At 49.1% G+C, this 27,000-nt stretch carries 26 protein-coding genes; 17 read left to right on the top strand and 9 right to left on the bottom strand.

Translation table 11 applies throughout. The features are described from left to right. Window positions 1-45: 45 nt before the first annotated feature. The 3 genes from OEY58_07210 to OEY58_07200 are packed head-to-tail and all read left to right on the top strand — an operon-like array spanning window position 46 to window position 3,277. Window positions 46-975 (top strand): response regulator, encoded by a 930-nt coding sequence (locus tag OEY58_07210; GenBank protein MDH5325236.1) that lies wholly within the window; start codon window positions 46-48, stop codon window positions 973-975. Next, complete coding sequence (locus OEY58_07205; GenBank protein ID MDH5325235.1) at window positions 972-2,150, top strand: hybrid sensor histidine kinase/response regulator; 1,179 nt, start codon at window positions 972-974, stop codon at window positions 2,148-2,150. Before OEY58_07210 ends, OEY58_07205 begins: the two co-directional genes overlap by 4 nt. Next, on the top strand, window positions 2,147-3,277 hold the full coding sequence (locus OEY58_07200; GenBank protein MDH5325234.1) for a response regulator: 1,131 nt from the start codon (window positions 2,147-2,149) through the stop codon (window positions 3,275-3,277). The genes OEY58_07205 and OEY58_07200 overlap by 4 nt, the downstream gene beginning before the upstream one ends. Before the next feature lie 35 nt (window positions 3,278-3,312). On the opposite strand, the gene OEY58_07195 is transcribed toward OEY58_07200, so the two are convergent. Next, complete coding sequence (locus OEY58_07195) at window positions 3,313-4,161, bottom strand: SDR family oxidoreductase (GenBank protein ID MDH5325233.1); 849 nt, start codon at window positions 4,159-4,161, stop codon at window positions 3,313-3,315. 179 nt (window positions 4,162-4,340) lie between these two features. Here OEY58_07195 and OEY58_07190 point away from each other — a divergent pair, with 179 nt between their 5' ends. The 10 genes from OEY58_07190 (at window position 4,341) to OEY58_07145 (ending at window position 12,006) form a co-directional block, all read left to right on the top strand. Then, entirely contained in the window at window positions 4,341-5,312 is a 972-nt protein-coding gene (locus OEY58_07190) for a phosphotransferase (protein MDH5325232.1), read from the top strand. A gap of 4 nt (window positions 5,313-5,316) precedes the next feature. Beyond that, window positions 5,317-6,000, top strand: coding sequence for a nucleotidyltransferase family protein (locus OEY58_07185; protein ID MDH5325231.1), 684 nt, complete (start codon window positions 5,317-5,319; stop codon window positions 5,998-6,000). A 194-nt stretch (window positions 6,001-6,194) separates the two neighbouring features. Further along, the gene (gene uvrY, locus OEY58_07180; protein MDH5325230.1) at window positions 6,195-6,851 is read left to right on the top strand and encodes a UvrY/SirA/GacA family response regulator transcription factor; all 657 of its coding nucleotides are present in this window, start codon (window positions 6,195-6,197) and stop codon (window positions 6,849-6,851) included. 159 nt (window positions 6,852-7,010) lie between these two features. After that, the gene (locus OEY58_07175; protein MDH5325229.1) at window positions 7,011-7,601 is read left to right on the top strand and encodes a TlpA family protein disulfide reductase; all 591 of its coding nucleotides are present in this window, start codon (window positions 7,011-7,013) and stop codon (window positions 7,599-7,601) included. A gap of 55 nt (window positions 7,602-7,656) precedes the next feature. Continuing rightward, window positions 7,657-8,202: a thioredoxin family protein gene (locus OEY58_07170; protein ID MDH5325228.1), complete on the top strand. Its 546-nt coding sequence runs from the start codon at window positions 7,657-7,659 to the stop codon at window positions 8,200-8,202. Window positions 8,203-8,249: 47 nt separating this feature from the next. Further along, window positions 8,250-9,605, top strand: a complete 1,356-nt coding sequence (locus OEY58_07165) for a TolC family protein (protein MDH5325227.1) — start codon at window positions 8,250-8,252, stop codon at window positions 9,603-9,605. Then, entirely contained in the window at window positions 9,592-10,368 is a 777-nt protein-coding gene (locus tag OEY58_07160) for an efflux RND transporter periplasmic adaptor subunit (protein MDH5325226.1), read from the top strand. The genes OEY58_07165 and OEY58_07160 overlap by 14 nt, the downstream gene beginning before the upstream one ends. Window positions 10,369-10,409: 41 nt before the next feature. Next, complete coding sequence (locus OEY58_07155) at window positions 10,410-10,682, top strand: acylphosphatase (protein MDH5325225.1); 273 nt, start codon at window positions 10,410-10,412, stop codon at window positions 10,680-10,682. A gap of 42 nt (window positions 10,683-10,724) precedes the next feature. Next, window positions 10,725-11,678: a ribonuclease Z gene (locus tag OEY58_07150; protein ID MDH5325224.1), complete on the top strand. Its 954-nt coding sequence runs from the start codon at window positions 10,725-10,727 to the stop codon at window positions 11,676-11,678. A gap of 97 nt (window positions 11,679-11,775) precedes the next feature. Continuing rightward, entirely contained in the window at window positions 11,776-12,006 is a 231-nt protein-coding gene (locus OEY58_07145) for a hypothetical protein (protein ID MDH5325223.1), read from the top strand. Window positions 12,007-12,028: 22 nt separating this feature from the next. Here OEY58_07145 and OEY58_07140 read toward each other — a convergent pair whose 3' ends face one another. After that, on the bottom strand, window positions 12,029-13,345 hold the full coding sequence (locus tag OEY58_07140) for a DUF423 domain-containing protein (protein MDH5325222.1): 1,317 nt from the start codon (window positions 13,343-13,345) through the stop codon (window positions 12,029-12,031). Between the two features lie 159 nt (window positions 13,346-13,504). Here OEY58_07140 and OEY58_07135 point away from each other — a divergent pair, with 159 nt between their 5' ends. After that, window positions 13,505-14,296: a DUF1223 domain-containing protein gene (locus OEY58_07135; GenBank protein ID MDH5325221.1), complete on the top strand. Its 792-nt coding sequence runs from the start codon at window positions 13,505-13,507 to the stop codon at window positions 14,294-14,296. Window positions 14,297-14,407: 111 nt separating this feature from the next. Here OEY58_07135 and OEY58_07130 read toward each other — a convergent pair whose 3' ends face one another. Both OEY58_07130 and OEY58_07125 read right to left on the bottom strand, forming a co-directional pair. After that, window positions 14,408-15,508 (bottom strand): hypothetical protein, encoded by a 1,101-nt coding sequence (locus OEY58_07130; GenBank protein MDH5325220.1) that lies wholly within the window; start codon window positions 15,506-15,508, stop codon window positions 14,408-14,410. Between the two features lie 79 nt (window positions 15,509-15,587). Continuing rightward, window positions 15,588-17,894, bottom strand: coding sequence for a sel1 repeat family protein (locus OEY58_07125; GenBank protein ID MDH5325219.1), 2,307 nt, complete (start codon window positions 17,892-17,894; stop codon window positions 15,588-15,590). Between the two features lie 741 nt (window positions 17,895-18,635). Between OEY58_07125 and OEY58_07120 the strand changes: the two genes are divergently transcribed. Beyond that, window positions 18,636-19,376 (top strand): phosphate/phosphite/phosphonate ABC transporter substrate-binding protein, encoded by a 741-nt coding sequence (locus OEY58_07120; protein ID MDH5325218.1) that lies wholly within the window; start codon window positions 18,636-18,638, stop codon window positions 19,374-19,376. Window positions 19,377-19,436: 60 nt separating this feature from the next. Here the strand turns inward: OEY58_07120 and OEY58_07115 are convergent, their stop codons facing one another. After that, window positions 19,437-20,654, bottom strand: coding sequence for an HDOD domain-containing protein (locus tag OEY58_07115; protein MDH5325217.1), 1,218 nt, complete (start codon window positions 20,652-20,654; stop codon window positions 19,437-19,439). 211 nt (window positions 20,655-20,865) lie between these two features. On the opposite strand from OEY58_07115, the gene OEY58_07110 reads away from it, so the two are divergent. Beyond that, window positions 20,866-21,858 carry a zinc-dependent alcohol dehydrogenase family protein gene (locus OEY58_07110; protein ID MDH5325216.1) on the top strand — a complete coding sequence of 331 codons (993 nt, stop codon included), beginning with the start codon at window positions 20,866-20,868 and terminating at the stop codon, window positions 21,856-21,858. Window positions 21,859-21,863: 5 nt separating this feature from the next. Here the strand turns inward: OEY58_07110 and OEY58_07105 are convergent, their stop codons facing one another. Beyond that, complete coding sequence (locus OEY58_07105; protein MDH5325215.1) at window positions 21,864-22,835, bottom strand: 2Fe-2S iron-sulfur cluster binding domain-containing protein; 972 nt, start codon at window positions 22,833-22,835, stop codon at window positions 21,864-21,866. 246 nt (window positions 22,836-23,081) lie between these two features. Here OEY58_07105 and OEY58_07100 point away from each other — a divergent pair, with 246 nt between their 5' ends. Further along, on the top strand, window positions 23,082-24,860 hold the full coding sequence (locus OEY58_07100; GenBank protein ID MDH5325214.1) for a DEAD/DEAH box helicase: 1,779 nt from the start codon (window positions 23,082-23,084) through the stop codon (window positions 24,858-24,860). Here OEY58_07100 and OEY58_07095 read toward each other — a convergent pair. From OEY58_07095 to OEY58_07085, 3 genes are all read right to left on the bottom strand, one after another. Continuing rightward, window positions 24,850-25,401 carry a DUF924 domain-containing protein gene (locus OEY58_07095; protein ID MDH5325213.1) on the bottom strand — a complete coding sequence of 184 codons (552 nt, stop codon included), beginning with the start codon at window positions 25,399-25,401 and terminating at the stop codon, window positions 24,850-24,852. The genes OEY58_07100 and OEY58_07095 overlap by 11 nt on opposite strands. Before the next feature lie 130 nt (window positions 25,402-25,531). After that, complete coding sequence (locus OEY58_07090; protein ID MDH5325212.1) at window positions 25,532-26,338, bottom strand: rhodanese-like domain-containing protein; 807 nt, start codon at window positions 26,336-26,338, stop codon at window positions 25,532-25,534. 102 nt (window positions 26,339-26,440) lie between these two features. Beyond that, entirely contained in the window at window positions 26,441-26,965 is a 525-nt protein-coding gene (locus OEY58_07085; protein ID MDH5325211.1) for a L,D-transpeptidase family protein, read from the bottom strand. Window positions 26,966-27,000: the final 35 nt, after the last annotated feature.

Below are 27,000 nucleotides of genomic sequence, written 5' to 3'. Positions count from 1 at the left end.
TCGTGGGCCTTTCCCGGGACAGACGAATGAACTATCGATAAATCAATGACATACACAAATGAACAAGCAATTGAGCGCAGGCGTGGAGATTCGGTTCGCCGCGTTTTGGTGGTGGATGATGACGAATTCAACCTGGAAATCCTGCAAGAATGTTTGTCTCGCAGCGGTGACCAGGTGACTTCTGTTAACAACGGCACCGAAGCTTTGCAGTGTTTGCGCAGTGCAACAGAGGCATATCATATTGTTCTGTTAGATCGCATGATGCCGAATATGAGCGGTCTGGAAGTGTTCGAGCAAATGCAGGCCGATGAGCGCTTATGTCGGATCCCCGTTGTGATGCAAACCGCAGCCGCGACAGTGGGAGATATAGAATCGGGATTATCGGCCGGTATTTTATACTACCTCAGCAAACCCTATAACCGCGAAGGCTTGTTTTCCATCATGTCCACAGCGGTTGCCGATACCCGCCTGCACCGCGAGCTATGCGATGTTGTCTGCGCCGAACCAGTCCAACCTCCACAAGCCGGTGAATGGTCTTTCTCCACCCTGGGTGCTGCCAAAACTTTGGCAGTGCAATTGGCGGCGGCCTCTGCGCAACCGCAAAAAACTGTCGTGGGTTTGTATGAACTTCTGAGCAATGCGGTGGAGCATGGCCTGCTGGGAGTGGGCTACGATGACAAAACCCGCTTGATTGAAGCCGGTAGCTGGGAGGACGAAATCGTTCGTCGGTCAGCCCGGAATGAAAATCAAGCTCTTATCCGAGTGTCGCTACAGTCCAATCAAATCCACTATCAAATAGACGATAGAGGTCCGGGTTTTGATAGCAGTGCCTATTTGCACATTGCACCCGAGCGGGCCAGGGATAATCACGGCCGTGGTATTGCCTTCGCTGGAAAGTGTTTCCAGTACCTCGAATACAACACCTGCGGTAATAGTGTCACAGCGGTATCGCAAGCCGTGGTGTCGTCACCATGAGTGCGGAGCCTCTGAACCGTACAGCTGCTCGCATTCTGGTGGTTGATGATGACGCCATGTTGCGACGTTTGATTCGCGGCCGCTTGATTAAGCAGGGTTATGACGTCCTGGAAGCGGAAACGGGCGAAGAGGGAATTCAATGTTTTCTGCGGGAGCAGCCGGATATTGTGCTCATGGACGCCAATATGCCGGGCATGGATGGTTTTAGCGCAACGCAGGTTATTAAACAATCGGATCGAGGCCAAAATACCCCGGTGATTATGGTCAGTGGGCTGGAAGACGATGAATCGGTGGACCAAGCCTTCAGCGCCGGTGCAGTGGAATACATTACTAAGCCCATTTGTTGGCCTTTGTTAATCCACCGTCTGGCCAAAATCTGCGAATCCATGGAAGCCGAAACCGCGATTGTGCAGGCCAAAATGGCCGCAGATAAGGCTAATCAGGCCAAGTCCGAATTTCTGGCCAATATGTCTCACGAATTACGTACTCCCATGCACGCCATTTTGAATTTTGCCGAACTAGGCGCAGAGCGCGTTGCTGAAGCGGATTCCCAGTTGCTGCAACGCTACTTTAACCGTGTGTTTGAAAGCGGCCAACGATTGCTTTCTTTGCTCAATAATCTCCTGGATCTCTCCAAGCTCGAAGCAGGGATGGTGGAGATGCACATTGCCAATAACGATTTGGGGAAATTGGTCGATATAGTTTTGGACGAAACTGACGCCTTGCGAGCCAAGCAAGGCATACAGATAGAGTATGTTGACGGCGTGTTTGAGGCAGAAGTGGATGCGGAGAAAATAACCCAGGTTTTCCGTAACTTACTAGGGAACGCTTTGAAATTTTCTCCCCCAGGCGGTGTGGTGCGAATGGAATTGCGTCACGACGTTCTCAATGCCAAGCCGGCAATCGCCTTTGAAATCAAAGACGAAGGCATGGGCATACCGGAGGATGAATTGGAACTGGTGTTTGGCAATTTTGTTCAGTCCAGTAACACCAAAACCGGCGCCGGAGGTACCGGCCTGGGCCTGGCTATCTGTCAGGACATTATTCGGCGACATCATGGCCGGATACAGGCTCGAAACCGCAGGGTTAAGGGTGTGAGCTTTTTATTGATGGTTCCGGTGAAGTTTGAATCACAAGGAAGAGATTCGATGCAAAACGATGAGGTGCACAAATGAGTGAAACCGGTAGAATTCTCATTGTAGACGATGAGCCGTTTAACAGAGAAATACTCAAGGACATACTTGAACAGAGTTTCGAGTTGGAAGTGGTCGGTTCAGGGCAGGAGTGCCTGGAGCGGGTACCACAGTTCAAGCCGGAACTGATCCTACTGGATGTTAGCATGCCGGGTATGAGCGGTTATGATGTTTGCGCAAAATTAAAAGCCGATGATACCACCCGACATATACAAGTGACCTTTGTGTCGGCATTGGATACTTTGGCCGACCGCCTGGCCGGCTATGAGGCAGGCGGTGATGACTACATTACCAAACCCTTTCAGGCCAAGGAGCTGCTAAAAAAAGTCCGTGTCGCCCTGAAAAATCGCGCTACCTTGGACGGTTTAAAACAGGATATGGAGTTTGCCAAGCGTTTGGCCAACAATGCCCTCGCCAGTACCAATGAAATCGGCATCGTGCTGCAATTTCTCAATGCCAGTTTCCAATGTCAGGAGTATCAGAGTTTATCCCAATTGGTGATAGATACCATTGCGGGATTTGGTTATCGTTCAACGGTGCAGATTCGTGCCGGAGAAATAGAAGTCAATAACAGTAGCGAAGGCCACATTAATCCTTTGGAAGTGACCGTGATGCAACGTATCAGTAGTGATGATCGATGTATTGATATTGGGCCGCGCACTATCCTCAATATGGATAGTATTTCTATTTTGGTCAAAGGCGTTTCCCACACCGATAAGGAAAAATACGAGAAACTTAAAGAACATCTGCTGGTGGTGGCCGAAGGCGCAGAAGTTCGTATTAACGCAATTAAGGCGCAATCGGATTTGTTGAATCAAGCCGGTTTGTTGCAGGCGATAAAGCATGCACAGGATACCCTGACCCATTTATCAGAATCCCAGGCACGACAACGACGACAACTGCCTATAGTGATGGATAAATTACACTCCAATTTAGCCCTGACCGTGGAGTCATTGGGACTTAATCAAGATCAGGCGCAAATCTTGTTTTCACTGATTCGCGATACCCGGCGCGAAGTTTTAAGTCTATGGGAACCACCGCGGGAAAACCGTGACGATGAAGGTGTGGATGCGGTGTTGGTAGAATTGCACCGAGTGATTAATCACTAGTCCATTGCTTCAAAACATCATCGGCTGTCTCCAATCTATTTACCTTCTGCTCCGGAAGCGGCCAGCATAACTTTATCCATCAGGCGGTAGGGTAGCAGTCGTTTTAGATAGGCAAATAGGTAAGTCGGAAACGTCACATAATAGCGGATTTTGGGATTCGGACTTTCCAAGGCGTGGATTACCTTTTTCAGAACCGCGTCCGCTGGCAGGGTAAAGGGCACAGCGGCTCCCTCCTTAGTGAGTCGCCGTTCCATGGCGGCATAAACGCTATGGTGTACGCTGGTTTCAGCTTTTATGTACTTCTTAAACGCCAGATAGGAATTGGCTCTGAAGCGGCTTTCAATGGGGCCGGGCTCGATCAGAATCACATGTATGTCGGTATATCTCAGTTCCAGGCGCAGGGTATCCGACAAGGCTTCCAGTGCGAACTTGCTGGCATTATATGCGCCACGAAATGGCATAACCGCCAAACCCAATACGGAACTGTTTTGGATGATGCGACCGTGACCCTGGCGACGCATCATGGGTAGAATGCGGTTGGTCAATTCTATGGTGCCGAATACATTGGTCTCAAATTGCGCTCGCAGGGCCTCTCTGCTCAAATCTTCGACAGCACCGGCTTGCCCGTAAGCGCCATTGTTAAACAAGGCATCCAGTTTTCCATCACAGAGCTGGTTTAATTGTTGCACGGCTGTGTCGATAGATTGGGGCTCATCCAAATCCAGTTGCAGGCAAGTCAGGCCCATTTCTTTTAGTTTGAGTACATCTGAATCCTTACGTGCTGAGGCAATCACCCGGTAGTTGCGTTTTTGCAGGCCCAGGGCTACGGTTAAACCGATACCTGAGGAACAGCCGGTGATAAAAATGGTTTTCGAGTTCGCCATAAGCAGTCCATTAAAGAAAATAGTAATAAGGTAGAAATAGTTAAATGTGTCAATAAATCGAGGTAAACTACTTTACCATTATTGCGGTCCAAAAGTGGCGACATTTTGAAGTTTTACGGCAGTGTCGGTAGTTTAAATGTTTTTGATCGTTTTGCGATCAATGCGGTCGGGAGAAAGCAGTGCAGCGAATTGAAAAAATAAAATCCTGGCTCCATGGCCTGGGGTATGAAGACTATGGCTGGGAAACGGCGTCCAGTGATGCCAGTTTTCGGCGCTATTTTCGCATTACCTTAGCGACGGAAGACTCCTATATCGTTATGGATGCGCCGCCGTTTAAGGAGGACACCGGACCGTTTATACATGTCAGTGCGCTGATGGCGGATATCGGCCTCAATGTCCCCGTGGTCAAGCAGGCCAATATTGAGGACGGTTTTCTACTGCTCAGCGATCTGGGTGATATACAGTATTTAAGCGTGTTAACCGCAGACAATGCCAACAGTTTATACGGTGATGCCATCCGTGCTCTGCTAAACCTGCAGGCAGGTGCACCGAGACAGGGATTGCCATTGTACAATCATGAGTTGTTACTGCGGGAAATGGAGCTGTTCCGTGAATGGTATTTGCAAAAACACCTGGGGCTGCGATTGTCTGCCAAACAGCAGGCCATGTTGGACGATATGTTTGAATTGCTGGCGCAAAGCGCGCTGGAACAACCTCAAGTTTGCGTACACAGGGACTATCATTCGCGCAATTTGATGGTTACTACCGCTAACAATCCCGGAATTTTGGATTTTCAGGATGCGGTGATTGGTGCCGTCACCTACGATTTAGTGAGCCTGTTAAAAGACTGTTACGTGGCCTGGCCTGCGGAGCAGGTGCGAAATTGGGCCTTGGACTACCAACAGCAGGCACAACAGAAAGAGATTATGCAACCGGTCAGTGAGCAACAATGGTTGCAATGGTTCGACTGGATGGGGGTACAGCGTCACTTAAAGGCTACCGGTATATTCGCGCGCCTGGATCAACGCGACGGTAAGCCCGGTTATTTAAAGGATATACCCCGTACCTTGTCTTATGTTTTGGATGTAACCGATCGCTACAAAGCATTGCATCCACTCAACGATTTAATCAGCAGCATCAATCCTGTCTAAACCTATGAAAGCAATGATACTGGCAGCCGGGCGCGGCGAGCGCATGCGACCCTTAACCGACCATTTACCCAAACCGCTCCTGGAGGTTTGTGGTAAGCCTATGATTCAACATCACATTGAGCGTTTGGCTCAGGCAGGTTTTAAGGATATCGTGATTAACCATGCCTGGTTGGGAGAGAAAATCGAACAGGCCCTGGGTTCGGGTAGCCGTTTCGGTGTAACAATTCAGTATTCTGCCGAGGGGGAGGCGCTGGAAACCGCCGGAGGGATAATTAAAGCACTGCCTCTGTTGGGAGATAAGCCCTTTTTAGTGGTAAATGGTGATGTCTTGTTGGACTATCCTTTTTCTCAGGTGCCGCGCGCTCCGGCGGCCTTAGCCCATCTGGTTTTGGTGGACAATCCACAACACAATCTCAAAGGGGATTTTGCGCTGCAGCAGGGGATGCTACACCCGGTTGGGGAACGGAAGTTGACCTTCAGCGGTCTGGCGGTGTATCAACCGGAATTTTTTGCCCAATACACACCGGGAAGACGCGCTTTGGCACCGTTGCTCATAGAGAAAATTGCCCAAGGTCAAATCAGCGGTGAGTATTATCAGGGATTTTGGATGGATATTGGTACCCCGCAACGCCTGCAACAAGCCAATGAAGACTACCGTCTGGTGGTGAATGCCGAGTCCAGTTTATAACCCCTCCCCAGATTATAACCCCAGTTAAATCAGGTATTAGAAATACAAAATTGCACTTTTCACCATTGAGTCATAGTATTCAATTGGTTAGAATTTACTCGCTATTTACTTGTAATTTACGGTAGAATGTTGGAATCTAGGGTGTGTATGGCGAGCATGACGCTCCAATGCACGCACAATGCGGGGGTATTGCAATGATTAGGGTTATTATCGTCGACGATCACGAACTGGTGCGAACCGGTATTATTCGCCTGTTGAGTGATGTTCCAGAAATCGAAGTTGTCGCAGAAGCGTCCAGTGGCGAAGAAGCGGTTCAAGTGGTCCGTCAACACAAACCGGATGTCGTGTTAATGGATGTGAATATGCCGGGCATCGGTGGCTTTGAAGCTACTCGAAAACTGATTCAGATGTATCCGGAGTTGAAAGTTATTGTGGTCACCATTCATATGGATGATCCTTTCCCATCTCGAATGCTGCAGGCGGGGGCTATGGGGTATTTGACCAAGGGCTGCGCCGTAGATGAAATTATTAATGCAATCAAAGAAGTGTATTCCGGCCGGCGCTACATCAGTGCCGATGTGGCACAGCACTTGGCATTAAAACTCATGCCCGGGGGCGATGAATCACCCTTTGATTCATTATCGCCCAGAGAGCTTCAGGTGATGCTCATGCTGACTCAGGGTACTAAAGTACAAGAAATTTCTGACAAATTGTGTCTCAGCCCAAAGACGGTCAGCACCTACCGCCATCGTTTATACGATAAACTGGGTGTGAGCAGTGATGTGGCACTCACCCGTCTGGCCATGCGCTATGGCGTGGTCGACGATGTACTCGAAGCTGGAGCTCTATAGCCCGACTAAGTACATGAAAAATGAGAAAAAGCCCGGTGAACTCCCGGGCTTTTTTTTGTCTAAATTATCATGGCGTAGAAGGCGCAAATTCATTACCATTGCCCAGGGATCACTCACGGTCCCGGCTGAGAGGCACTGAGAGGCACTGAGAGGTCTAGCATGATTAAACCGGTTTTTATTATCCCCACGATCCTGGCTTTACTGGCTGGGCCCGCGCTTGCGGCACAAAAACCAAAGCCGGACCAACCAGCGCCCTTAAAACCAGAACATTCAAAACCTGCGGATTCGACTCCCGCGAGCAAGGTTGACTTTAGCCTTATGGATATTCATGGAAAACAACATAAGTTGTCCGATTATCGCGGCAAGTGGGTTGTGGTGAACTACTGGGCCACCTGGTGCCCCCCCTGTTTGGAAGAAATTCCAGAATTGGTGGATTTTCACGAGGCTCATAAGGACAAGAATGCCGTCGTCCTGGGTATCGATTTTGAAGATGTGGAACTGGCTAAGCTCAAATTATTCGTAGAAGACTATTTTATGAGTTACCCCATTTTACGTATGAAACCGGTTGCACGCAGTGAGCTGGGTATCATTACCGGTTTGCCCACCACCTTTTTGGTTTCTCCCAGTGGAGAATTGGTGGCTCAACAGACCGGTCCTATCACTAAAAAAATGATTGAAGAATTTATCACTCAGGAAAGCAACAAAGCAGTGGTTTCGCGTTCCGGATCAGAATCGGCACAATCCAATTGAGAGCAGCGATTTAGGAAATTGTTTGGTAAGTCAGTTAAGAGTCAGGTAGTCGCTTATGTTAACAAGATACCCGCTGAGTTTATTGTTATGTCTGTACCTATATGCAAGTTCGGTTTTGGGCGCAGGGGGTAAAGACCCCTATGTGTATTTTTTTGATGAAACCTGGGGAAACTTTCAAGAAGAAGTGGAGCGGGCCCGGGAAATGGGTAAAAAGGGGATTTTGATTTTCTTTGAAATGGACGAGTGCCCCTTTTGTCATCGAATGAAAGAAACCGTGTTGAACCAGCCCGAAGTACAAGCTTATTTCAAGCAGCACTTTCTTAACATTGCCGTCGATATCGAGGGTGATGTGGAAATCACCGGTTTTAGCGGGGAGGTCATGTCGCAAAAAGACTTCGCTTTTAAGATTAACCGGGTCAGGGCCACGCCGGTGTTTGCCTTCTATGATTTGTCCGGGAAACAAATCGTTCGTTACACGGGCGCTACCAATGGAATACAGGAGTTCCTTTGGTTAGGAGAATTTGTGGTTCAGGGCGGTTACGAAAAAATGCGGTTTTCCAAATACAAACGGGAAAGAAAAAAAGCGCAGGAGAAGCTTTAAATCCGATGTCTTAGACAACGGCCGGCTTTCCATAAGAGTTAGAAAAAATGCGTATATACAACCAAGCATTGATAAGTGCATCACTCCTGTCAGTCTGTGGGCTGTTGGGTGCCGATCCGGGTTCGGGAGATATGAAAGCGCCAACCGATGCGGTGTCCGCTGCAGATCAACGCAGTCCATTACCATCCCCGCTGACATTAGACTATGTTCTTAGTCTTGGTACGGATTCTCACCCCAACGTGCTTCACGCATTGGCAGAGATTGAGCACAGCCAGGCACGTACACTGGGTGCGCAATCCGCCACCGGGTTACAGTCTACATTGCAAGGTGCCCTACGATATGTGGAACCCCCGGGCGGTGTGGAAGCTGAGGAAGATCACTATGTACAGTGGTCTCTGCAAAAACGCCTTTATGATTTCGGACACAGTTCCCATGCCGAAGATGCGGCGCAGCAAAACGAGCAAGGTAGTCAGTGGGATTTGGTGGCGACTCGAAATCGCCATCGCATAGAAATCATGCGGCACTTTTTTGATGTATTGTTAGCGGACCTGTCATTCATACGCGACAATGAGGCCATGTCAGTCGCCTTTGTCAGCCTGGATAGGTTGCGAAAACGTCAGGAACTGGGACAAAAATCCGATATTGAAATCCTGGAAGCGGAAACGATTTATCAAAACAGTCGACGTAAGTTCTATTCCAGCCGATCGTTACAGCGCAGCAGTCGAAATCGTTTGGCCAACAGTATCAATCGGCCGGGCGAATTGGCGGCCGAAGTGGCGGAACCCAAACTGACGGGTTTGTTTGACAAGTTGCCGGATATTGAGGTTTTGCAACAACAGGCTTTGGCACACAATCCTGTACTTAAAGCTATGCGCTATAAGCTGCAGGCTGCACAGGATAGCATGGAGTCGGCCCGTGCGTTTGGGCGCCCTTTCATCGACACTGAAGCCCGCATGGCAGAATATACTCGTGCTTTTGGCAATCGAAATCGCTGGGAAGTGGAGCTACGTCTCAACGTTCCTTTGTGGACGGGGGGAAGGAGTGATGCGGCATTGGCTCAAGCTCGAGGCACCTTGATGAAACAACAGGCCTTATATAATCAGGTGCAAATGGATGTGGGGCAAAAAATCCTGGAAACCTGGCAGTTGCTCGACGAATTGCGCGTATTGCGGGATCATATGCAGAAAGAATCGGAGTTCAGAGAGTTATATCTGGACAGAAGCCGGGCGCTGTATGAATTGGAATGGAAAACAGACCTGGGAGATTCCATGGTACAGGTTTCCGATGCCCGCTATCGATTGGCCAAGGTGACCTATGATACCGCAATTGCCTGGGCCAGACTGGATGCTTTATTAGGTAAGGATGTGTTTCCCGTGAAGGAGAAGCCAAGTGAAACTAAGTAAGTCAAAAGCGGCTAAGCCGGTGGCCATACTGATTGGCCTGTTGTGGCTCGGCGACGTGGTTCTGGCAGAGGAAGTGGAAGCCCGGATTAATTGGTACCAAAAAGCCGCGCTTAGCGTTCCTGTAAACGGAGTGGTGGCTGAAATCAAAGTGCAAGCAGGAGATCGGGTAAAAGCAGGTGATGTGTTATTGTCATTGGATGCTCGGGTGTTCCAGGCTCAGTCCGAATATGCCATGGTGAATTTGAAATACCAGGAGCGTTTAAACAAAGAAGCCAAACAGGAGTTGGAGCGTAATATTGAGCTATATGAGCGCACCTTGTTGTCCAATCATGAGTTGGAAGCCGCGCACATCCAGTATGAAAAAAGCCTGGCTGCATTCAGTCATGCTAAAAAGACAGCGGCATTAGCTGAGTACGAGTTACACTACAGTAAGATCACTGCGCCTTTTGATGGCGTTGTTGTGGCGCTTCAAGCGACACCGGGTCAAACGGTGGTCAGCAGTCAAACCGCGCTTACCTTGTTAGAGGTGGCGGCGACCGACACCATGGCGGCAGAGTTCGTTGTAACCGGTTCTGCTTTACCCAAGGTGAAAATGGGCACGAAAGTTACTATTCTTGTCGGTAAGTCCAGAATCAAGGCAACGGTTTCAGAAGTGGCATATGAGCCTTTTCCCCAATCCAATCGTTACGCAGTGAAAGTAAAGTTCTCCAGTAAAGGCCAATTCTACCGTACCGGCCGCAAAGTGACCGTGGTCCTGCCTTGAGTGTGGATGATGGCGATGGATCATTGTGATGGATAGTTGTGATGGATAGTTGTCAAAAGTGCCGTGTCAGTGGCAAAGTACAAGGGGTATGGTTTCGGGGATCGACTCGGGAAAAAGCTCTTGGCCTGGGAATAACAGGTTATGCCCATAACCTGGCAGATGGTACAGTGGAAGTGCTGGCCTGTGGCGATGCAGACGCGGTTCAGCAACTCAAAGACTGGTTGTGGCAGGGGCCACAGCTTGCTCAGGTAACAGACGTGAGTTGTCAAGTGGTGGAGTTACCCAGTCCACCAAAAGGATTTAATATTGCGTAACAATTACGTGGTTAACAAGGATAATGACGGACACCGGCTGATATGCAGTTCACGTTTTTAGGAACCTCTTCCGGCGTACCCACTACCAGTCGAAACGTATCCGGTCTAGCCATACGCTGTGATGATAAAAAGTCCTGGTGCCTGGTGGATTGTGGTGAGGCAACACAGCACCAATTGTTACGTACATCGTATTCCCTGGCTAAGTTAGAAGCGATATTTATCACCCACGTTCACGGCGATCATTGTTTCGGTCTGCCGGGCTTGTTGGCCAGTGCGGCGATGAATGCTCGCCGGCTTCCTTTGGTAGTTGTCGGACCGGCACCGCTAAAACATTTTTTGGATGCAGCCCTCCGTGCTACCTGTCTTAATTTGAACTACGAATTATCTTTCATTGATGTGAGTTCGCTGCAAGATAGTATCAGCGCCGCCGGTATGGACGTGAGCCGGGTAGAGTTATCGCATCGGGTTCCTTCTTATGCCTATTGTTTTACTGCCGGCCGGAAAAAAACCCGCTTGTTGACCCTTAAGTTACAACAACAAGGAGTACCGGCCGGTCCGTTGTGGGGGCGATTACAAAGCGGCATGGACGTGGATTTAGAAGATGGCACCACGCTCAAGAGTGCCGATTACATTGTGTCCTTTGTGCAACAACAACGGGTGCTGGTCGGTGGTGATAACGATTCGCCGCAATTATTGAGTGCGGCAGAGGAATTGGATGTGATTATTCATGAGGCGACCTACGATGAAGCGACGCTAAAAGCTTCCAAGCGTGATTATGGGCATAGCAGCGCGGCCGGTATTGCCGCTTACACACAAGCGGCAGGTGTGAAGAATCTGGTGCTTACCCACTTTAGTCCGCGTTACCATGGTCGTGAAAACGCGGAGGCATTGTTACAGTTGGAAACGGAGGCACGGCAAGCGTTCTCCGGAAATCTGCATTTGGCCAGTGATCTGGATACTTTCCAGTTAAAAGAAGGAGAGTTGATAAAACTCTGATGCTTGTTTGTGCCGCGCGGGTGAGTCTTGATTGGCTGCACTGCGCATCGGTTTTACTGTGTTATACTTTTGATTCCAGCGTGAATCGGAGTTTTACATGAAAATAAAATTAATGATCCTCCCCAGTCGTGAATTTCGTAATATTCGCTTGCTGAGCATTCCGGAGGATATGGAAGAACACGAAGCGTTTCGTAATGCCACGGGATTAATCGCTGCGTATCAGGAACAGGGGTCGGGTTCCTATGAGGAACTGGAGGAGTTGCTCGAAGAAAAAGGTTTTGCAACGGTGGACTATATTATGGGTCCGGAACTGGACAGTCTGGGTTAAACCCACCGTTTTTCGGGCCATCCTAACAAGTTTCTTCCAAACGGCTGGTGAGAATTTTTGAAACTATGCGAGCTTGTTCTTCACTGACTTTTTTATGGCAATGTTTTGCCAAACCGGCTTGAATGGTTTGGGCTTTCAAGTTGCCAATAATATTTTGTTCGAATAAATCTGCCGCCATATTACAGATTAAATCCAAGGGTTGATTGGGAATGTGGGGTATTGCTTCAGTGGGGTCAGTGGCAGCGATGGTTTCTTCGTCACTGGGGTCACTGCCGTCAATGATGCTTGGTTGCCTGGTCGCAGCGACATTGGGATGAGTTTGTACTTGCCGTGGTCGCACTAAGGGCGGTTTTTTTACGGGTGTTGTTACGGGTGTTGTTACGGGTGTTGTTTCGGGTGTTGTTTCGGGTGTTGTTTTTACGGATACGCTTGGTTCCAGTTTAGGTTCCTCTGCTAAAGAAGCTTGAGCCGGTTCAACAGGTTTGTTTGTCCCGGTCTCACTGTTTTCAATCGCCGGTTTCGTGTCTGTGAGAGTCGCCATTGTGGGATTTGGGTTGGCGGGTTTGGGTATGGTTCGTTTGGCAATGGTGGCTTCAATATCCACTTGTTTGGCGTCCGCAACCAATTTGTTGTAGGCGCGTAAATTGGCGCCAAAGGACATTAAAATAATACCACTGAGTTCCAGCAACAGGGACCGAATCACCAGGAAATAAAATTCGGTGGTTTTGGCGGTAAAACCCGTGATTTCTTCCAGGCGTTTAAAAAAGTCGGACGATGTTTGACGTCGTTGCAGGTTGAGCTGAAACAGTTGTTCGGATAATTTAATTTTTTTCTCTTCCATTTCTGCTGCCCGGTTGATGGAATCCTGTCCCATGGCGCGGCTGTCTTTATATATGGACTTGCTTTGTTTTTCCGCATTGAAACGGTAACTGCCGATGACTTGTTCCAGGCTCTGGATCTGGCGGCGGATGTGTTCGCGTTTTTCATCAATGGCATTGGCCTGGGCCTCGCCGGTTTGCAGGGCGGTTTTTTGCGCCAGCGTCATCACGGCAATGGAGAAGCTAAACAAAATTATACCCAGTGTTAATAAAATGTAGCGCCAGCGCAGCGAGTGGTATGTCAATGCCGATGCGGCGATAAAACAAATGGATTCCGTAAGCTGAAATAACACACCGCCGACAATGAGCATGCGTCGCGCGCCATCACTGCCGGAAAATTGCGACAAGCCTTCAATCAAAAAATAGCCGGCTACGGTCATACAGGCCAGACCGATTGTAAAAATCAAAATGTAGGTAATGGATAGGGACGGAGTGCGTTGAGAATCGGGGGATAATTTCATTTTAAGTCAAGTGAGAAATCAGTAACCCATTGTTTATAAAAAGAATGTGCCTGAATGCGACCATGTTTGCTCGAATTATAGCACGTCCCCTGCCGATTGGTCCTTGCCGTGAAAGATTTGTGATGAGCCTGTCCTAGAATAGTGCATAGGAGGTGTCCCATGGCCCGCGTATTTTTAATTTTGTTTTTATTATCAGGAGCTTGTTCTGCTGCTTCGTTACAGCTGCAAAGTTCGCAAGAGCAGGTACGATTGTTGGAGCTGTATACTTCCGAAGGGTGCAGCAGTTGTCCTCCGGCAGACCGGTGGCTGCGCCAACTGCGGCAGGACCCGGCTTTATGGCAGACTCTGGTCCCGGTGGCTTTTCATGTGGATTATTGGAACTATCTGGGTTGGCAGGATCCGTTTTCCCAAGCACGATTTTCCCAACGACAACGTCAATATGCTCGTCACGGGTACGCAGGAAGCGTCTATACCCCCGGATTTTTCCTCAATGGCAGGGAGTGGCGCGGTTGGTTTCGGCCGCGCATATTGCCATCTGCGACAGAGGAGAGGGCAAAGCCCGGTAACAATGCAAAGTTTTCAAAGGGCGGCGTACTTCGGGTGCATTGGGATGGTAATACCCTCAAAGCCGGGTATTCTCCGCATGGCACCACAACAAGTGCAGATTATCAGCTGCATGTCGTGGCTCTGGGTTTTGATTTGCAGACGCAGGTGCCCAGTGGAGAAAATCAGGGTAAAACCTTGGCCCATGATTTTGTGGCGCTAAGCTGGGACCGGTTTCCGGCCACAACCGTCGGTACAAGTAATGTCGACAAACCGGATCCTGAGTGGCGTTTAAACTATGCTCCCACATTCCGTGACGGCGATGGTTTTAAAGCACTGATCTTTTGGGTCACCCGCGGTAATGACCCTGAACCGCTTCAGGCGGCAGGTGGCTGGATACAATCGTGAGTTTATGACTCCTGCCTGGTGGAAAAACTTGTGTATTCCACCAGGTAGAATTTTTTTAATCGCTATGAACGATGAACCGCCGGCTCGATACCGGTGTTGTCAAAGTAGAGATTACAGCAAATAGAAGAACCACTGAATGGTAATGGAGGATTCACCACCACCCCCTTGCGGAGAAATGTTCTGCATTTCAAAGCGCAAGGAATTACTTTCTTCAATGCGGTAGTTAACAGCGACGATGGTTCGAGTTTGCGGAACCAACTCGTGAAATTGCAGAAAGGTGGCATTGTCCCCAAAACTCAAATTTTCATACCGCAAGGCAATGCGGATGTCGCTGGAATATCGATAGCCTCCCTGTACATAGAAAGCGTCAGCGGTATACGAAGCGGTATTGAAACCGGCAATGAAGGGGTTATCCTCATAGCTTACATTATAGTATTCACCGAATACATAAAATTTTTCTTTATTGTAACTGGCGTCGAAGCCCACCACATTTTGGGTAAACAGGATATTGCCATGGGTGGTCAGAGCGGTGGCTCCATCTTCGCCGCCGGTTTCAACGATATTGTTGGCCATGAGGAACATGCCCACTTCCATATCGTTATTAACACGGTAGGTGCCGCGAAACGCATAGGCTTTATCGCCGCTGGGATCGCTACGGTTCAAGGACTCCATTTCACCGTGCATTTCCCCACCGGAACCGGCTGCCAAGGCCGCTTCCTCGGTATTCATGCCGGCGTTATTACCATAGGCAAATTGCCAGCTATAGTTTTCTCGCTCTTTACCCAGCAACAGTCCTACCATGTGCGCAGGGAAAATACCTTCGTGGGAGTTGTCCAATTCCAAAAAGAAAGGCCGCGAAGCGGTGTCTTGCGATAGAGAGCCGTGATTGAAGTTGTGATTCCAGAAACCCAGGGTTTTATGGAATCGGCCCATGGTGACATTGGCCAGTTCAGTCTCCTTGGTAATTTTAAAGCGTTCCAGTTCCACCTCAATGCCGTGCTCACCGGTTTGGAAAATAAGGTCCGTAGTGATGGAGCTGGTTTCACTCACGTGTTGATCGGCAATGAGGTTAAAGGAACCAATGCCAAAGGACTGCTCACCGTCGTGAGACGTAAAAGACACATCGCCGAACAGGCTGAATTCCAGAGCCCGTGCCGACGGTGGTAATATCAAAATGGAAAAAGTAAGTAAGGATAGCAGTATTCGTCCCATGACGCCCCTCGTAATCTTCTAATTATAAGCCTTGTAAACACAGGCCCAGGTTTCGTTTTTAGTATGCTTGGTGCCAGCCCTAGCAGATGCGACAGCCGCCCAGACTTTTCTTTGCCATGTGATGCCCTTGGTTGGCTGCTTTGCGTAGCCATTTAATGGCTTTGCTGTTATCCCGCTGCACACCCAAACCTTCTTTATACATATTGCCTATGGTGTATTGCGCGTCACTGTCTCCGGTGAGGGCCGCTTTTTCATACCATTTGGCTGCCGCGGAAAAGTTTTGCCCGATATCTTCGCCATTGTAATACAGTTCGGCCAGTTTTAGTTGAGCCTCCAAGTAGTCACTGTCAGCGGCTTTGGTTAACCATTTGATACCTTGTTGCTTGTCCTGGGAGGTGCGTTTGCCTTTGCCCAGTATATAAATCATACCAATTTTAAATTGGGATTGGCTATCACCCCGTTCGGCTCTTTGCAGTTCTGCGTCCGGTAGTTTCACATTACTGATGGGGGGTAGATTGTTTGGTGGGGTGTTAAACGCCACTTGGGTGGGAGGCGCACTTGGAGCGGCCGCTTGGTTTGCAGCGGCTGCTGCCACACTGGGGCTTGGCCTGCGATTGGTGCTTTCCAGCGTTGTTTGAGTGAATGCTTCGCGGGAACTTCTTTGTGTCGACAGCTTTTGTACGGGTGTGGAGACCGGGTCCAATGCTATGCCCGGTTCCAGGGTAGCGGGGCCTATGGACTGCGTGGATGGTTGACTTGGTGCGCGGTCGAAATTGGCGGCATCGGTGCTGGTGCGCTGCAATGAGGGATCCATACCAATATCCGGATCCAGTGTTGCGGTTTGAATCAAGGGGGCAACTGCCGGGTTTTGTTGGGCTATATCAGCACCCGGCTTATCGGTCTTGGTCAGGGCAACATCAGTGGTTTTTGAATCCGGTGCTGTCGCCACGCCGTTGAGCATGTCCTGCAATAGCAAGTTAGCCTCTACGTGGCCGTTGTCGGCGGCTTTGATTAGCCACTCTTTGGCTTTGGTTGTATTGATGGGAAAATGTTCGCCGGAAAAATACAGCTGTCCCAAAGCAAACTGGGCTCGCGCATAGTTTTGGCTGGCAGCCTTGGTGAGCCAGGAGACGGCGAGGTTACGGTTGCGATCAACACCGATCCCGTTGAGGTGATTCATGCCTAAGGCAAATTGAGCATCCGGACGGCTGGGTCCATCACGGTCGATGGCGCTGTCCGTGCTCAGGGTGTTGAGGCTGCGATCCAACTGGTTCTGGATATCGGGATTGGAATCCAAGCGGGGATCGCTGTCTGCTTTTTTTACGTCAACGGGCTCAGGGTCCAGCGCCGGGTTGAGACTTGCGCTTTGCAGGTCAGGTGTGTTCATTTCGGCGGGATTTAAACGTGAGCCGGCCGTCAGACTGGGAGCTGGATCCAGGTCAGCTTGTGCTTGTGAGCCAATGCCGGCGTCTGTGAATGGGTTGGAATCGTCCAGGTTCTGGCGTAAGGCCAGTAGGTGTCCCGCCTTTGCTGCAGCTTTCATCCAATAGTTGGATTTACCCGGGTCGCGCGCCACGCCCACACCGTCGCGATACATGATAGCCAGTTGGTATTGGGCATCCGGATGACTTTCATTGGCGGCCATGCGAAACCATTTTGCCGCGGCCAGGGTGTCTTTTCGTAGCAGTTCACCGTTGAGGTAAGCGGTGCCTAATTCAAATTGAGCATTGCTGTCGCCTTTTTGTGCCCTGATTTCCAAATCACTTAAAGTGGGTTGGGGTGCGGATGAACCGGTGGCGGCGATCACATTACCGTTTTGTTTGGCATTACGGAGATATTCCACTGCATCGGTTTCTCCGGCATCGGCCGCGGCTTGCAGCAATTTACGAGCTTCAATCGTTTGTTGGCGTACATCGCCGCTGCCTTCATAGAGGATTTTACCCAGCGCCGACATGGCCGGTGCAAATTGACGATCAACGGCTTCTCGATACCACTTGACGGCCTTTTGATAGTTCTTCGGTCCGACCACACCCATGGCGTAATAATTGCCCAGTTCAAATTGGGCCCCGACATGGTTGGCATTGGCGGCTTTGGATAGGTAATCCAAAGCGTAGATATAGTTGGCAGCAACGCCTTCGCCGTACAGGTACATCTTGCCCAAGCTATATTGAGCTTTCTTGTGATTTTGCGCGGCAGCCAGTTCCAGCCACTTAATGGCCTCGGCCATGTTTCGCTCAACGGATTTTCCCAATAGATATTTCTTACCCAGCAAATACTGTGCGGAACGGTCGTTGTGTTCCGTTGCCAATTTATAAATGGTGGAATCAATATGAGTTTCAAACTGAGCTTCGGCACGAGCGAGCTGAAACACAGCAAAAAATGACACGATTAATACAGTCGTTGTTAACACAGGCTTGCGTGGCAATACTCTTTGGTAGCCACGAACGTTGCCTTGTCTGCACAATAGACACAGCAATGGATGTACCCCCCTTACAAACTTATCGTTTGCGCAATACCAGCACTAAGACCATAGATTTTATGGTGGATTCCCGGCACTTAAACTAGAAATGTTGCGCTTACACTTAATTGGGTTGTGTATATTGTGTTCATCCGGGCACAAAAACCACACAACCCGGATCCTTCCAGTGCTAGTCACTAAAGTATTCAATTTTTAACGAAAATAAGCAAGTGGCTTTCTCCAATATCGCCGTTTCCAGGTTCGCCTGTGGTGTTGATTTGTTCGGGATTTTGTATGAAAAATATAGACTTAATGGTGCTGTTTGTGGGGTGGGCAGGGAAAATTGATCCGTATCATTTTACAAACGCCGACAAGACACCAATCTTATCTCTGGGTTGTCCATGGGTTGACTTGGTGGGCGGTGCGAGTTGAATAAAATTGGTGCTTACTTTTGTAACTGAAACTGTGCTACGGTAGTTCTTAGCGGGGCGCGTAAGCATAATCTAAGTATTACGTTAATTATAATTATTTAGAATTAGAAGAATTCTTAATATCAACGACGATTATAAATAGGGGCGGGATCCCATAAGCATGTCAAGGATTTGGCTGTTAAGGGTTGTATCGTGTTTGCTGATAATTTGTTCGGCAGTTGTGCACGCCGATCTGATAATGAGCGCTCCTCCAAGAGAAAGTAAACAGGAAGGTGAACGGGTATACGCGCCCTTAGCACAACATTTGTCGCAACTACTGGGTAAGTCCGTGGTTTACCAGCATCCACAAAGCTGGCGGGAATACGAAAAGAAAATGAAAAACGATGAGTATGATATCGTTTTTGACGGTCCCCATTTTGCGGCTTGGCGGATTCGGCACTTGGGCGCAAAGCCATTAGTCAAATTGTCGGGTTCCTTGCAATTTGTATTGCTGACAGCTCAGGATGATGAACGTATCAAAACGCCCGATGATCTCTTTGGGCAAATGATCTGTACTTTACCGGCTCCCAATCTTGGGGCTTTGACCTTATTCGCCATGTTTCCCAATCCGGCGCGGCAGCCTAAATACAAAATTATCGATGGTGGGTTTAAGGAAGCCGCAGTGGCTTTTATGAAGGGAGAGTGCCGGGGACTGATCATTCGATCGGCTTTTTATCGTAAATCGTCCAACGAAGAATTGCGCAATAGAACTCGTATATTGCGCCGCAGTGTGGCCTTAACCAACCAGGGAATTACCAGCAGTACGAGGATCACTTCTGCCGAACGGGATAAAATTATTCATTCCCTGACGAAAGGGGAAACGTCCACCTTACCTATATTGCAAAGATTTCAAAGCAAGACGGCGTCATTTGAACCGGCACAGACCTTGGATTACGAGGATCACAACTTACTGCAGGATAACTCCATTTTCGGCTGGTAAGTGTGTGGTGGGCACGATTGGATTTAAGTGCGAAGCACTTAAGGGTCAAATAGTCGGGTGTTACATCGACAGCATACGCCGGACTTCCCACACTTGATTTTTGACATCAGAAAGTAAGCGCTCGTTGTCGCTCAGTTCCTCGATGAGTCCGAGCTTTCTCAATGCCGGTACCGATTCCGGTGGCGGCAAAGCTGCGGTTTTACCGTGTGAATGCAGGGTATGGTATTTGGCCGCTATGATTAAGTCGCAGTAGTCCGCTCTTTCACCGGATTCTCTCCCCCAGTTGTTACTTTCTTTGGCAACTTGAACAAAATCTTCTGGAAAACCCCATTCATCGAATACCAGTGCCCCGATATGATGGGATAATTCAACGACAACTTTATCGAGTTTTTCGGGGTTGTTGCGGAATTCAGAGTACTTGTCAGCGTAGCTCAATAAGGGCAGTGCCCCCACATTGTGGAGTAAGCCAAGCAATAGGGCATGTTCAGGATCCAATGTCATAAGTTTGCGGGCCAATACAAAAGACATGGCGGCCACTTCCGTGCTGTGTATCCACAGGTCGTGCATTCTGGCTTTGAGAATTGTGGATTCGGTGCGGAACAAGCTCTTTAACGAATAGTGGGTCACCAGACTTTTAATGGTTTGCATACCTAAGCGGATTATGGCTTTTTCAATGGTCTCGGCGGGGTTGTCGCGCTTATAGAGCGCGCTATTGGCTGTGCGAATTAATATAGTGGCTAAAGTGGGGTCCGCCTGAATCAGGATTTCGATTTTTCTCAGGTCAGCATCATCATCAATGGCTTTGCGAATGTTCAGAGCCAGCTTGGGCAATGTAGGGATAATCAGCGCATCCTGACTTAAGTCCCGGTAGATATCAAAAAACAGGGGGTTGTTCAGCCAACTGTAGTCGAACTGGCATTGATGCGCATCACGATGGCGTTCTAATAGGTTATCGATAATATGATTGTCTATACGCATAAATTCCACGGTGGTGTCACAGGTGACCGTGTATTTATGCGGATCGGAAAACGACACCGGACTTTTGGAGGCGCGAGTGTATTCTTCAATAAATTGCCTTTTGCCATCGTCTGTTTCCAGGCAGACTTTGCCTTTGATCAGATAGAGCGCTTTGTGATCGGTGGAGCCTTGTTCTACCAGGCGTTTGCCTTTCTTTCCGACAAAGACGATGACGTCCTGAGCCAAAAGCTCCAACTCGTTTTTGTTCATGTAACACAGCGGGAAAAATAAACCCAGTGTGCCGCCATTAATTGTTGACATATCTTTTCTTGATAACATGAGGCACCTGCACAAATAGATACAAAATTTTTATCGGCGTTGGTGCAAGGGAAATTTATTAAACGTGTGTTAAATGTCGAGGCGAATACGAAGCTTATATATAGTTGTATTTAGTATCGTGAAGTAGCGCTTGTTTTTATAGCGTAGGACTGTAATATGTGCGTTCACATTGTGGTACTGGGGAGGAATGACAGTGAAGGCGATGGTAATTCGGGAGTTCGGCGCACCTGAAGTGTTTACGCAAACGCAATTGCAGGCCCCGCAATTGTGTCCGGGGCATGTGTTGATTAACGTCATGGCCACAAGCATTAACCCGGTGGATACTAAAATTCGTCAAGGTAAGTTGGCCGCCATTGCGCCGGACTTTCCCGCCGTGTTGCACGGTGATGTATCCGGTTCCGTGGCAGCGGTGGCGGATGACGTGCAAGGTTTCGCCGTGGGGGATAAGGTGATCAGTTGCGGCGGAGGCGTAAGAGGTACCGGGGGTGCTTTGGCCGATCAAATGCTGGTGGATGCTCGTCTGCTTGCACCGGCCCCGGCAAAAATGGATCTGGCTCAGTCAGCTGCTTTGCCTTTGGTAGGCATAACCGCCTGGACGGCTCTGATGGAAAAAGCCAAATTGCAGGCCGGGCAAAGTGTGTTGATTCACGGGGCTACCGGTGGCGTAAGTCATATAGGCATTCAATTGGCTCGCAGTCGCGGTGCTCAGGTGTATGCGACCTGTTCCTCGGCAGAGAAAGCAGCAATAGCCAAACGCTTAGGTGCCCACGAGTGTTTTCTTTATCGGCAACAGAACGTTGCGGAATACGTGCAACAGGCAACCGATGGAAAGGGGTTTGATGTGGTTTTTGACACTGTGGGTGGTGACAACATACAACAATCTTTCCAAGCGGCCGCATTGAATGGCACCGTGGTTTCGGTTTCCACACGCTCTACGCAAGACTTGAGTTTGATGCATAGTAAAGGGCTGTCATTGCATGTCGTGTTTATGTTGATCCCTTTGTTGCACAACGTGGGTAGAGCAGGGCATGGAGAAATTTTGCGCCAACTGGTTTCTCTGGTTGACCAAGGTGAGTTAACGCTCTTGTTGGACAAGGAACGTTTTGGCTTTAACGAGGTTGCCAAGGCCCACCGTTATTTCGAGACCCAAACCGCTCAGGGTAAGGTGTTGTTGCTGAACGATTGAGGCGTTTAATCAAATCCTTCCGAGAATATATCGTCTTGCGCCGCTCCTAAGCGAGCCGCTGTTACTGCGGCATTGCTTACCATGACGGGTAAACCGCAGATAAACACCGCCCAGTCTGTTAGATCCGGATGGTTTGCAAATGCCGTTGAATCGGCTCTGCCCTGGTGCAGCTCCGGGGCGGAGGTGTTATTGCCGGATACGCAGGCCTGATAAAACAAATTGCTGTGTTCCTGCTGCAATTGCTTGAAATAGTCTCGATGGTACAGGCCGGAGGCTTGGCGACTACCGTGATACAAGTAGATATTCCCTCGGTGTCCTTCGGCCAGGGCGTCGCGGATAATGCCTTGCAGTGGAGCCAAGCCGGTTCCATTGGCGATCAATAAGAGGTTTTTCGGTCTCAGACGCTTATGGTAGCAGCAGCGACCCTGTGGGCCTTGTATGGATAGCGTGTCGCCTACTTTTACGCTGTTGCAGAGCCAATGACTTAGTGTTCCCTGCGGGTGGTGTTTGATATGCAGTTCCAGGTAGGGATCTTCCAGAAAGTTGCCGGCAATGGAATAGCTGCGCACGCAACCGCCCGGGTGGAGGATGTTCAAGAATTGGCCGCCCTGGTACATCAGATTGGATTGTGGTTGCAATAAAAGTTTCATTACCGAATCACACAACCATTGTTTGCTGTGGACTACCGCCTGAGTGTACAAGTCTTCCAATTGGGCCGGGGCAATGTGCAAATCATCGGCGGGGCGGCATTTGCACGGCAGAAAGTAGCCTTTGGTCACCAAGTCCGGGCTCAAGCTCTTTTGCGCTTCCGCTCCCGGCGAACCGGCACTGCACTGTAACAGGCAGGTGTGACAGATACCGTTACGGCAGGAAAAGCTGAGTTTTTGTCCCTGGCGCAGCAAGGCGTCCAAAACGGTCTCACCGGAGTTGCAGCACACGGTTTGGTTCAAATAATGGATAGTGACGGTATTTCCCACAGCGTAAGCCCGACCTGGGTTGTTTTAGTAAAAACAGTGTCGGTTCAGGAGCCGGGATTCTTTATCTTCTTGACAAAAAACCCTGTAGTATTTGCGTTTGAGCGGTGTTATTAGCGCGCCGTTGGGGTATAATTATCCTCGCGATTACGAACCTCTATCCGGGACCGTCCAACCACGGACCGCTGCAGGCAGTATTTCCACACAGTTACCCACTTGTACCACATTGTGATTTAAAAGGTTTTTTATATGTCTGCTCCGGTTTCCCCGTTTAGTGACCTTGGTTTGAGTGCGCCCGTTTGTCGGGCGTTGAATGAATTGGGGTACGAAACCCCTTCACCCATCCAGACGTCTTGTATTCCCTTACTGTTAGAAGGCAAGGATATCTTAGGCCAGGCTCAGACCGGTACCGGAAAGACGGCTGCGTTTGCTTTACCGCTTTTGCAGCGTTTGGATTTGAACCAGCGTCAAACCCAATTGCTGGTACTTACGCCAACACGCGAACTGGCCTTGCAAGTGGCTGAAGCCCTGCAAAGCTATGGCCGTTTTCTTCCCGGATTTCATGTATTGCCGGTATATGGCGGTCAAAGTATGGGTTTACAGCTGCGTCAATTAAAACGGGGTGTTCACGTGATTGTGGGAACGCCGGGGCGGGTGATGGACCACATGCGACGCAAAACCATTCATGTGGAATCCTTGCGCAGCGTGGTGCTGGATGAAGCCGATGAAATGCTGAAAATGGGCTTTATCGACGATATTGATTGGATCTTGCAGCAGCTGCCACAAGAGAGGCAAATGGCTTTGTTTTCGGCAACTATGCCGGGAGCCATTCGCAAAGTGGCACAGAAACATTTGCACAATCCCGAGCAGGTGGTCATCAAGGCCGATACCACAACGGTGGAAACCATTGAACAGCGTTTCTGGAAAGTCGACGGTATTCATAAGCTTGATGCCTTGACCCGAATACTGGAAACAGAGGAAATGGATGCGGCGATCGTTTTTGTGCGGACCAAAAACAGCACCGTCGAACTGTCACAGAAACTCGAAGCGCGAGGATTTGCCAGTGCTTGTCTCAACGGAGATATGAACCAACCCTTACGGGAGAAAACCGTAGAGCAGCTGAAACGGGGTTCTCTGGACATTGTCGTGGCCACAGACGTTGCCGCCCGTGGCTTGGATGTATCTCGCATTACCCATGTATTTAATTATGATATTCCATACGATTCAGAGGCTTATGTGCACCGCATTGGTCGCACCGGCCGAGCCGGACGCAATGGTAAAGCCATCCTGTTTGCAGCTCCGAGAGAAATGCGTCTGTTGCGGGGCTTGGAAAAGGCGACAGGAAGTCGCATTGCTCCGCTGCAAATACCCACCTCAGCTGAGGTCTCCAGTTTGCGCTTGCAGCGATATATGGAATCTGTGATTAACACCGTACAAACAGAGGATTTGGTGCCCTATGAGCAAGTCGTGGAAACCTTAAAGCAACAATCGGGGTTCAGCGCTGAGACCATAGCGGCTGCCTTGGTGGCCCAATCGGGGGGCAGTGGCTTATTTGCGAAAAGCCAAGCCCGGGGTAAAACAGAAAGCGCTAACAGCGACTCTGTTGCCAGAAAGCATCAGGACGAAAAGCCAAAATCCAAATTTAAACAAAAAGACAGTGAATTCACGCCGGCGGGTCGGGACAAGCCCAAGCGTGACAAGAAAAAGGATAAAAAATCTTCATCGAAGGATCCTGGCATGCTGGGGTATCGTCTGGAAGTGGGGGAAACTCACGGGGCGACGGCTCGAGATATTGTAGGCGCCATTGCCAATGAAGCCGGTTTAGACAGCCAGTACATTGGCCGGATTCGAATTTACGACAATTACAGCACCGTGGATCTACCGGAAGGTATGCCCAAAGAAATCTTTCAGCATTTAAAAAAGGTTCGGGTACAACAAAAACCTTTGAATATCAGTTTGTTGGAAGCATTGGATCGAAGTCGTGCCAAACCTCGGGCACCGGCCAAGCGGGAGCGTTCTAGCCGGTAAACGCTTCTTTGGATTCCAGGTAACTCAGTTCTTCTAAAGTACTTTCCCGCCCCAGGATTTTATTGCGGTGAGGGAAACGGCCAAAGCGCTGGATTAAATCGCGGTGATGACGGGCGAACTTGATGCTCTCTTTCAATCCTGTGGATTCAAACAGTTTTACCGAAAGCTCCTGATCATTTTTGTTTTCACTGTGCATCAGTGGCATATACAAAAATGCGATTTGTTCATCCGGAATGAGTTTATTGAATCCTTGGCGTATGGCGTGTTTGGCCACGTCAATGGCTGCTGCTTCCGATGAATAACTTTTGGCGCTGCCTCGGAAAATGTGCAGGGGAAACTGATCCAGGATGATGCATAGGGCCAGACAACCACTGGCATTGTCTTTCCAATTATCCAGTTTGCCGTCCAAAGCTTGTTTCCAAACGTGCAAGTAACGAATACGGATTTCAACATCCAACTCCGAAGTGGCGCTGAACCATTGGGTTGCATTTTCCGGCTTGTACCAAAACTGCAGAATATCTTCGGGGTTAGTGGTTTGCATGTATGGTCCCTTGTTCTGTTCGTTGCCTATCCTTTGATAATTAGCATAATTAATGCCACGGTTCCAGCCGCGCTTTTGGAAATGCAAAAAAAAGCCGGTGTAAACCGGCTTTTTCCGTGGAGATATCAGCTTATGGTGCTTTGGCGATCATTTTGTAATAACCACGGGCGCCATCACTCATGAAGTAGTAATTTTTCACCCCCAGGCGTTCCAGGGCGTATTGCAGCCAGCGAACCTGCTTACCGACTTCGTCATAAATGTAAATGGTTTTGTTTTTAGCGGCCGCTTTTTTCACGTGCATATAGAGCTTGTCCATATCATTCAGGCTGGTCCAACGCTCCATGCCGGGAAAGAAGCCCACACCGGCGCGCTGAAACTTATCACGTATATCGATTACCAATGTTTTCGACTGATCTTGGGTGGCCATATCGCTGAATTTGTCGGGGTCCAGCATACGAGCTTTAAGTTTTTTCTTGGGTATCAGGTCGCCGATATTGACCGGGCTTTGTCCCAATAAAACGGCCTGATCGGGATGGGCCTTGGTCCAGTCGAAAATACCGGCATCAAAGGCGAGCACATCATCTAAACCGGCTTCCTTGGCACGTTGGGCAGCGGCGTAAGATTTCATACAGGTATGACCATTACAGTAAAACACTAGAGTTTTCTTGGTCTTGGCATGCAGTTTTTTAACTTCATCTTCAAAAGTGTCAAATGCTACCGGGATGTTGATGGCGCTCTTGATTTTGAGCGTGTTGAATTCAAATGCCGAACGCACGTCCACAATAGTGACATTGGCCAAACGGCTATGTAAATCATTCAGCTCAATGTAGGGCACATTTTTATACTTATTGTGAGTTCTGCCCGGAAAATCTTCCGCTGCATAGACAAAAGAGCTTGCAAGCAGGCTAACGAGCAGTAAAAGGGCTAGTCTATACATCGCTTCTACTCCATTTTCGTGGTGATTCATGCCTTGTATCGGATAGTCCGCGAAAAGCTAAAGATTATGTGAACTAAATCACCTAATATTAATAATTGAATATTAGGGGCGAATTTCGATGGGGGTACCGTTTTTTACCAGACGCCAAATTTCTTCTATTTCTTCGTTAGTTACGGCGATACAGCCGTCAGTCCAGTCGCTGTGTTTGAAGGCGGAACTCAACAGGCCCATGCCATTGGGAAGGCCGTGAATAAAGATGTCTCCACCGGGGTTGACGCCTTTTTGTCTCGCCCGTTGTTTATCTGCAGCGTTTGGGTAGTTGATATGCAGGGACAAATGATAGCGACTCTGGGGATTGCGGTAGTCAATGATGTAATGGCCTTCGGGGGTACGTTCGTCGCCTTGTTGCTGCTTATGTCCAATGGGATCATCACCCAACGAGATACTGTATTCTTTCAAGCGTTGGTTTTTGTGTAACAAAAACATTTTTCGCTCAGCCTTGAGCACCAGAACTTTATCCACGGTTTTAGCAGCGGGTTTCTCGTCTTTTGCGGCCACAGCCGCAGCGCCGGTAAATCCGGCCCCAAAACCGAGAATAAGCAAAGTGATATAAAGCTGTGAACGCATAGTAACATTGGATAGCTTAAAATCGTGATAGTTCC

This window comes from Gammaproteobacteria bacterium, from assembly GCA_029882975.1.
Lineage (GTDB): Bacteria > Pseudomonadota > Gammaproteobacteria > SZUA-152 > SZUA-152 > JAJDNG01.
Note: the sequence above shows the minus strand (reverse complement) of the source record. Positions and strands in the feature narration are given on the sequence as shown.

Coding starts and splice junctions, on each gene's coding strand:
- OEY58_07210 (MDH5325236.1), top strand. CDS start 46: ATGACATACACAAATGAACAAGCAATTGAGCGCAGGCGTGGAGATTCG.
- OEY58_07205 (MDH5325235.1), top strand. CDS start 972: ATGAGTGCGGAGCCTCTGAACCGTACAGCTGCTCGCATTCTGGTGGTT.
- OEY58_07200 (MDH5325234.1), top strand. CDS start 2,147: ATGAGTGAAACCGGTAGAATTCTCATTGTAGACGATGAGCCGTTTAAC.
- OEY58_07195 (MDH5325233.1), bottom strand. CDS start 4,161: ATGGCGAACTCGAAAACCATTTTTATCACCGGCTGTTCCTCAGGTATC.
- OEY58_07185 (MDH5325231.1), top strand. CDS start 5,317: ATGAAAGCAATGATACTGGCAGCCGGGCGCGGCGAGCGCATGCGACCC.
- uvrY (MDH5325230.1), top strand. CDS start 6,195: ATGATTAGGGTTATTATCGTCGACGATCACGAACTGGTGCGAACCGGT.
- OEY58_07175 (MDH5325229.1), top strand. CDS start 7,011: ATGATTAAACCGGTTTTTATTATCCCCACGATCCTGGCTTTACTGGCT.
- OEY58_07170 (MDH5325228.1), top strand. CDS start 7,657: ATGTTAACAAGATACCCGCTGAGTTTATTGTTATGTCTGTACCTATAT.
- OEY58_07165 (MDH5325227.1), top strand. CDS start 8,250: ATGCGTATATACAACCAAGCATTGATAAGTGCATCACTCCTGTCAGTC.
- OEY58_07155 (MDH5325225.1), top strand. CDS start 10,410: ATGGATAGTTGTCAAAAGTGCCGTGTCAGTGGCAAAGTACAAGGGGTA.
- OEY58_07150 (MDH5325224.1), top strand. CDS start 10,725: ATGCAGTTCACGTTTTTAGGAACCTCTTCCGGCGTACCCACTACCAGT.
- OEY58_07145 (MDH5325223.1), top strand. CDS start 11,776: ATGAAAATAAAATTAATGATCCTCCCCAGTCGTGAATTTCGTAATATT.
- OEY58_07140 (MDH5325222.1), bottom strand. CDS start 13,345: ATGAAATTATCCCCCGATTCTCAACGCACTCCGTCCCTATCCATTACC.
- OEY58_07135 (MDH5325221.1), top strand. CDS start 13,505: ATGGCCCGCGTATTTTTAATTTTGTTTTTATTATCAGGAGCTTGTTCT.
- OEY58_07130 (MDH5325220.1), bottom strand. CDS start 15,508: ATGGGACGAATACTGCTATCCTTACTTACTTTTTCCATTTTGATATTA.
- OEY58_07120 (MDH5325218.1), top strand. CDS start 18,636: ATGAGCGCTCCTCCAAGAGAAAGTAAACAGGAAGGTGAACGGGTATAC.
- OEY58_07115 (MDH5325217.1), bottom strand. CDS start 20,654: ATGTCAACAATTAATGGCGGCACACTGGGTTTATTTTTCCCGCTGTGT.
- OEY58_07100 (MDH5325214.1), top strand. CDS start 23,082: ATGTCTGCTCCGGTTTCCCCGTTTAGTGACCTTGGTTTGAGTGCGCCC.
- OEY58_07095 (MDH5325213.1), bottom strand. CDS start 25,401: ATGCAAACCACTAACCCCGAAGATATTCTGCAGTTTTGGTACAAGCCG.
- OEY58_07090 (MDH5325212.1), bottom strand. CDS start 26,338: ATGTATAGACTAGCCCTTTTACTGCTCGTTAGCCTGCTTGCAAGCTCT.
- OEY58_07085 (MDH5325211.1), bottom strand. CDS start 26,965: ATGCGTTCACAGCTTTATATCACTTTGCTTATTCTCGGTTTTGGGGCC.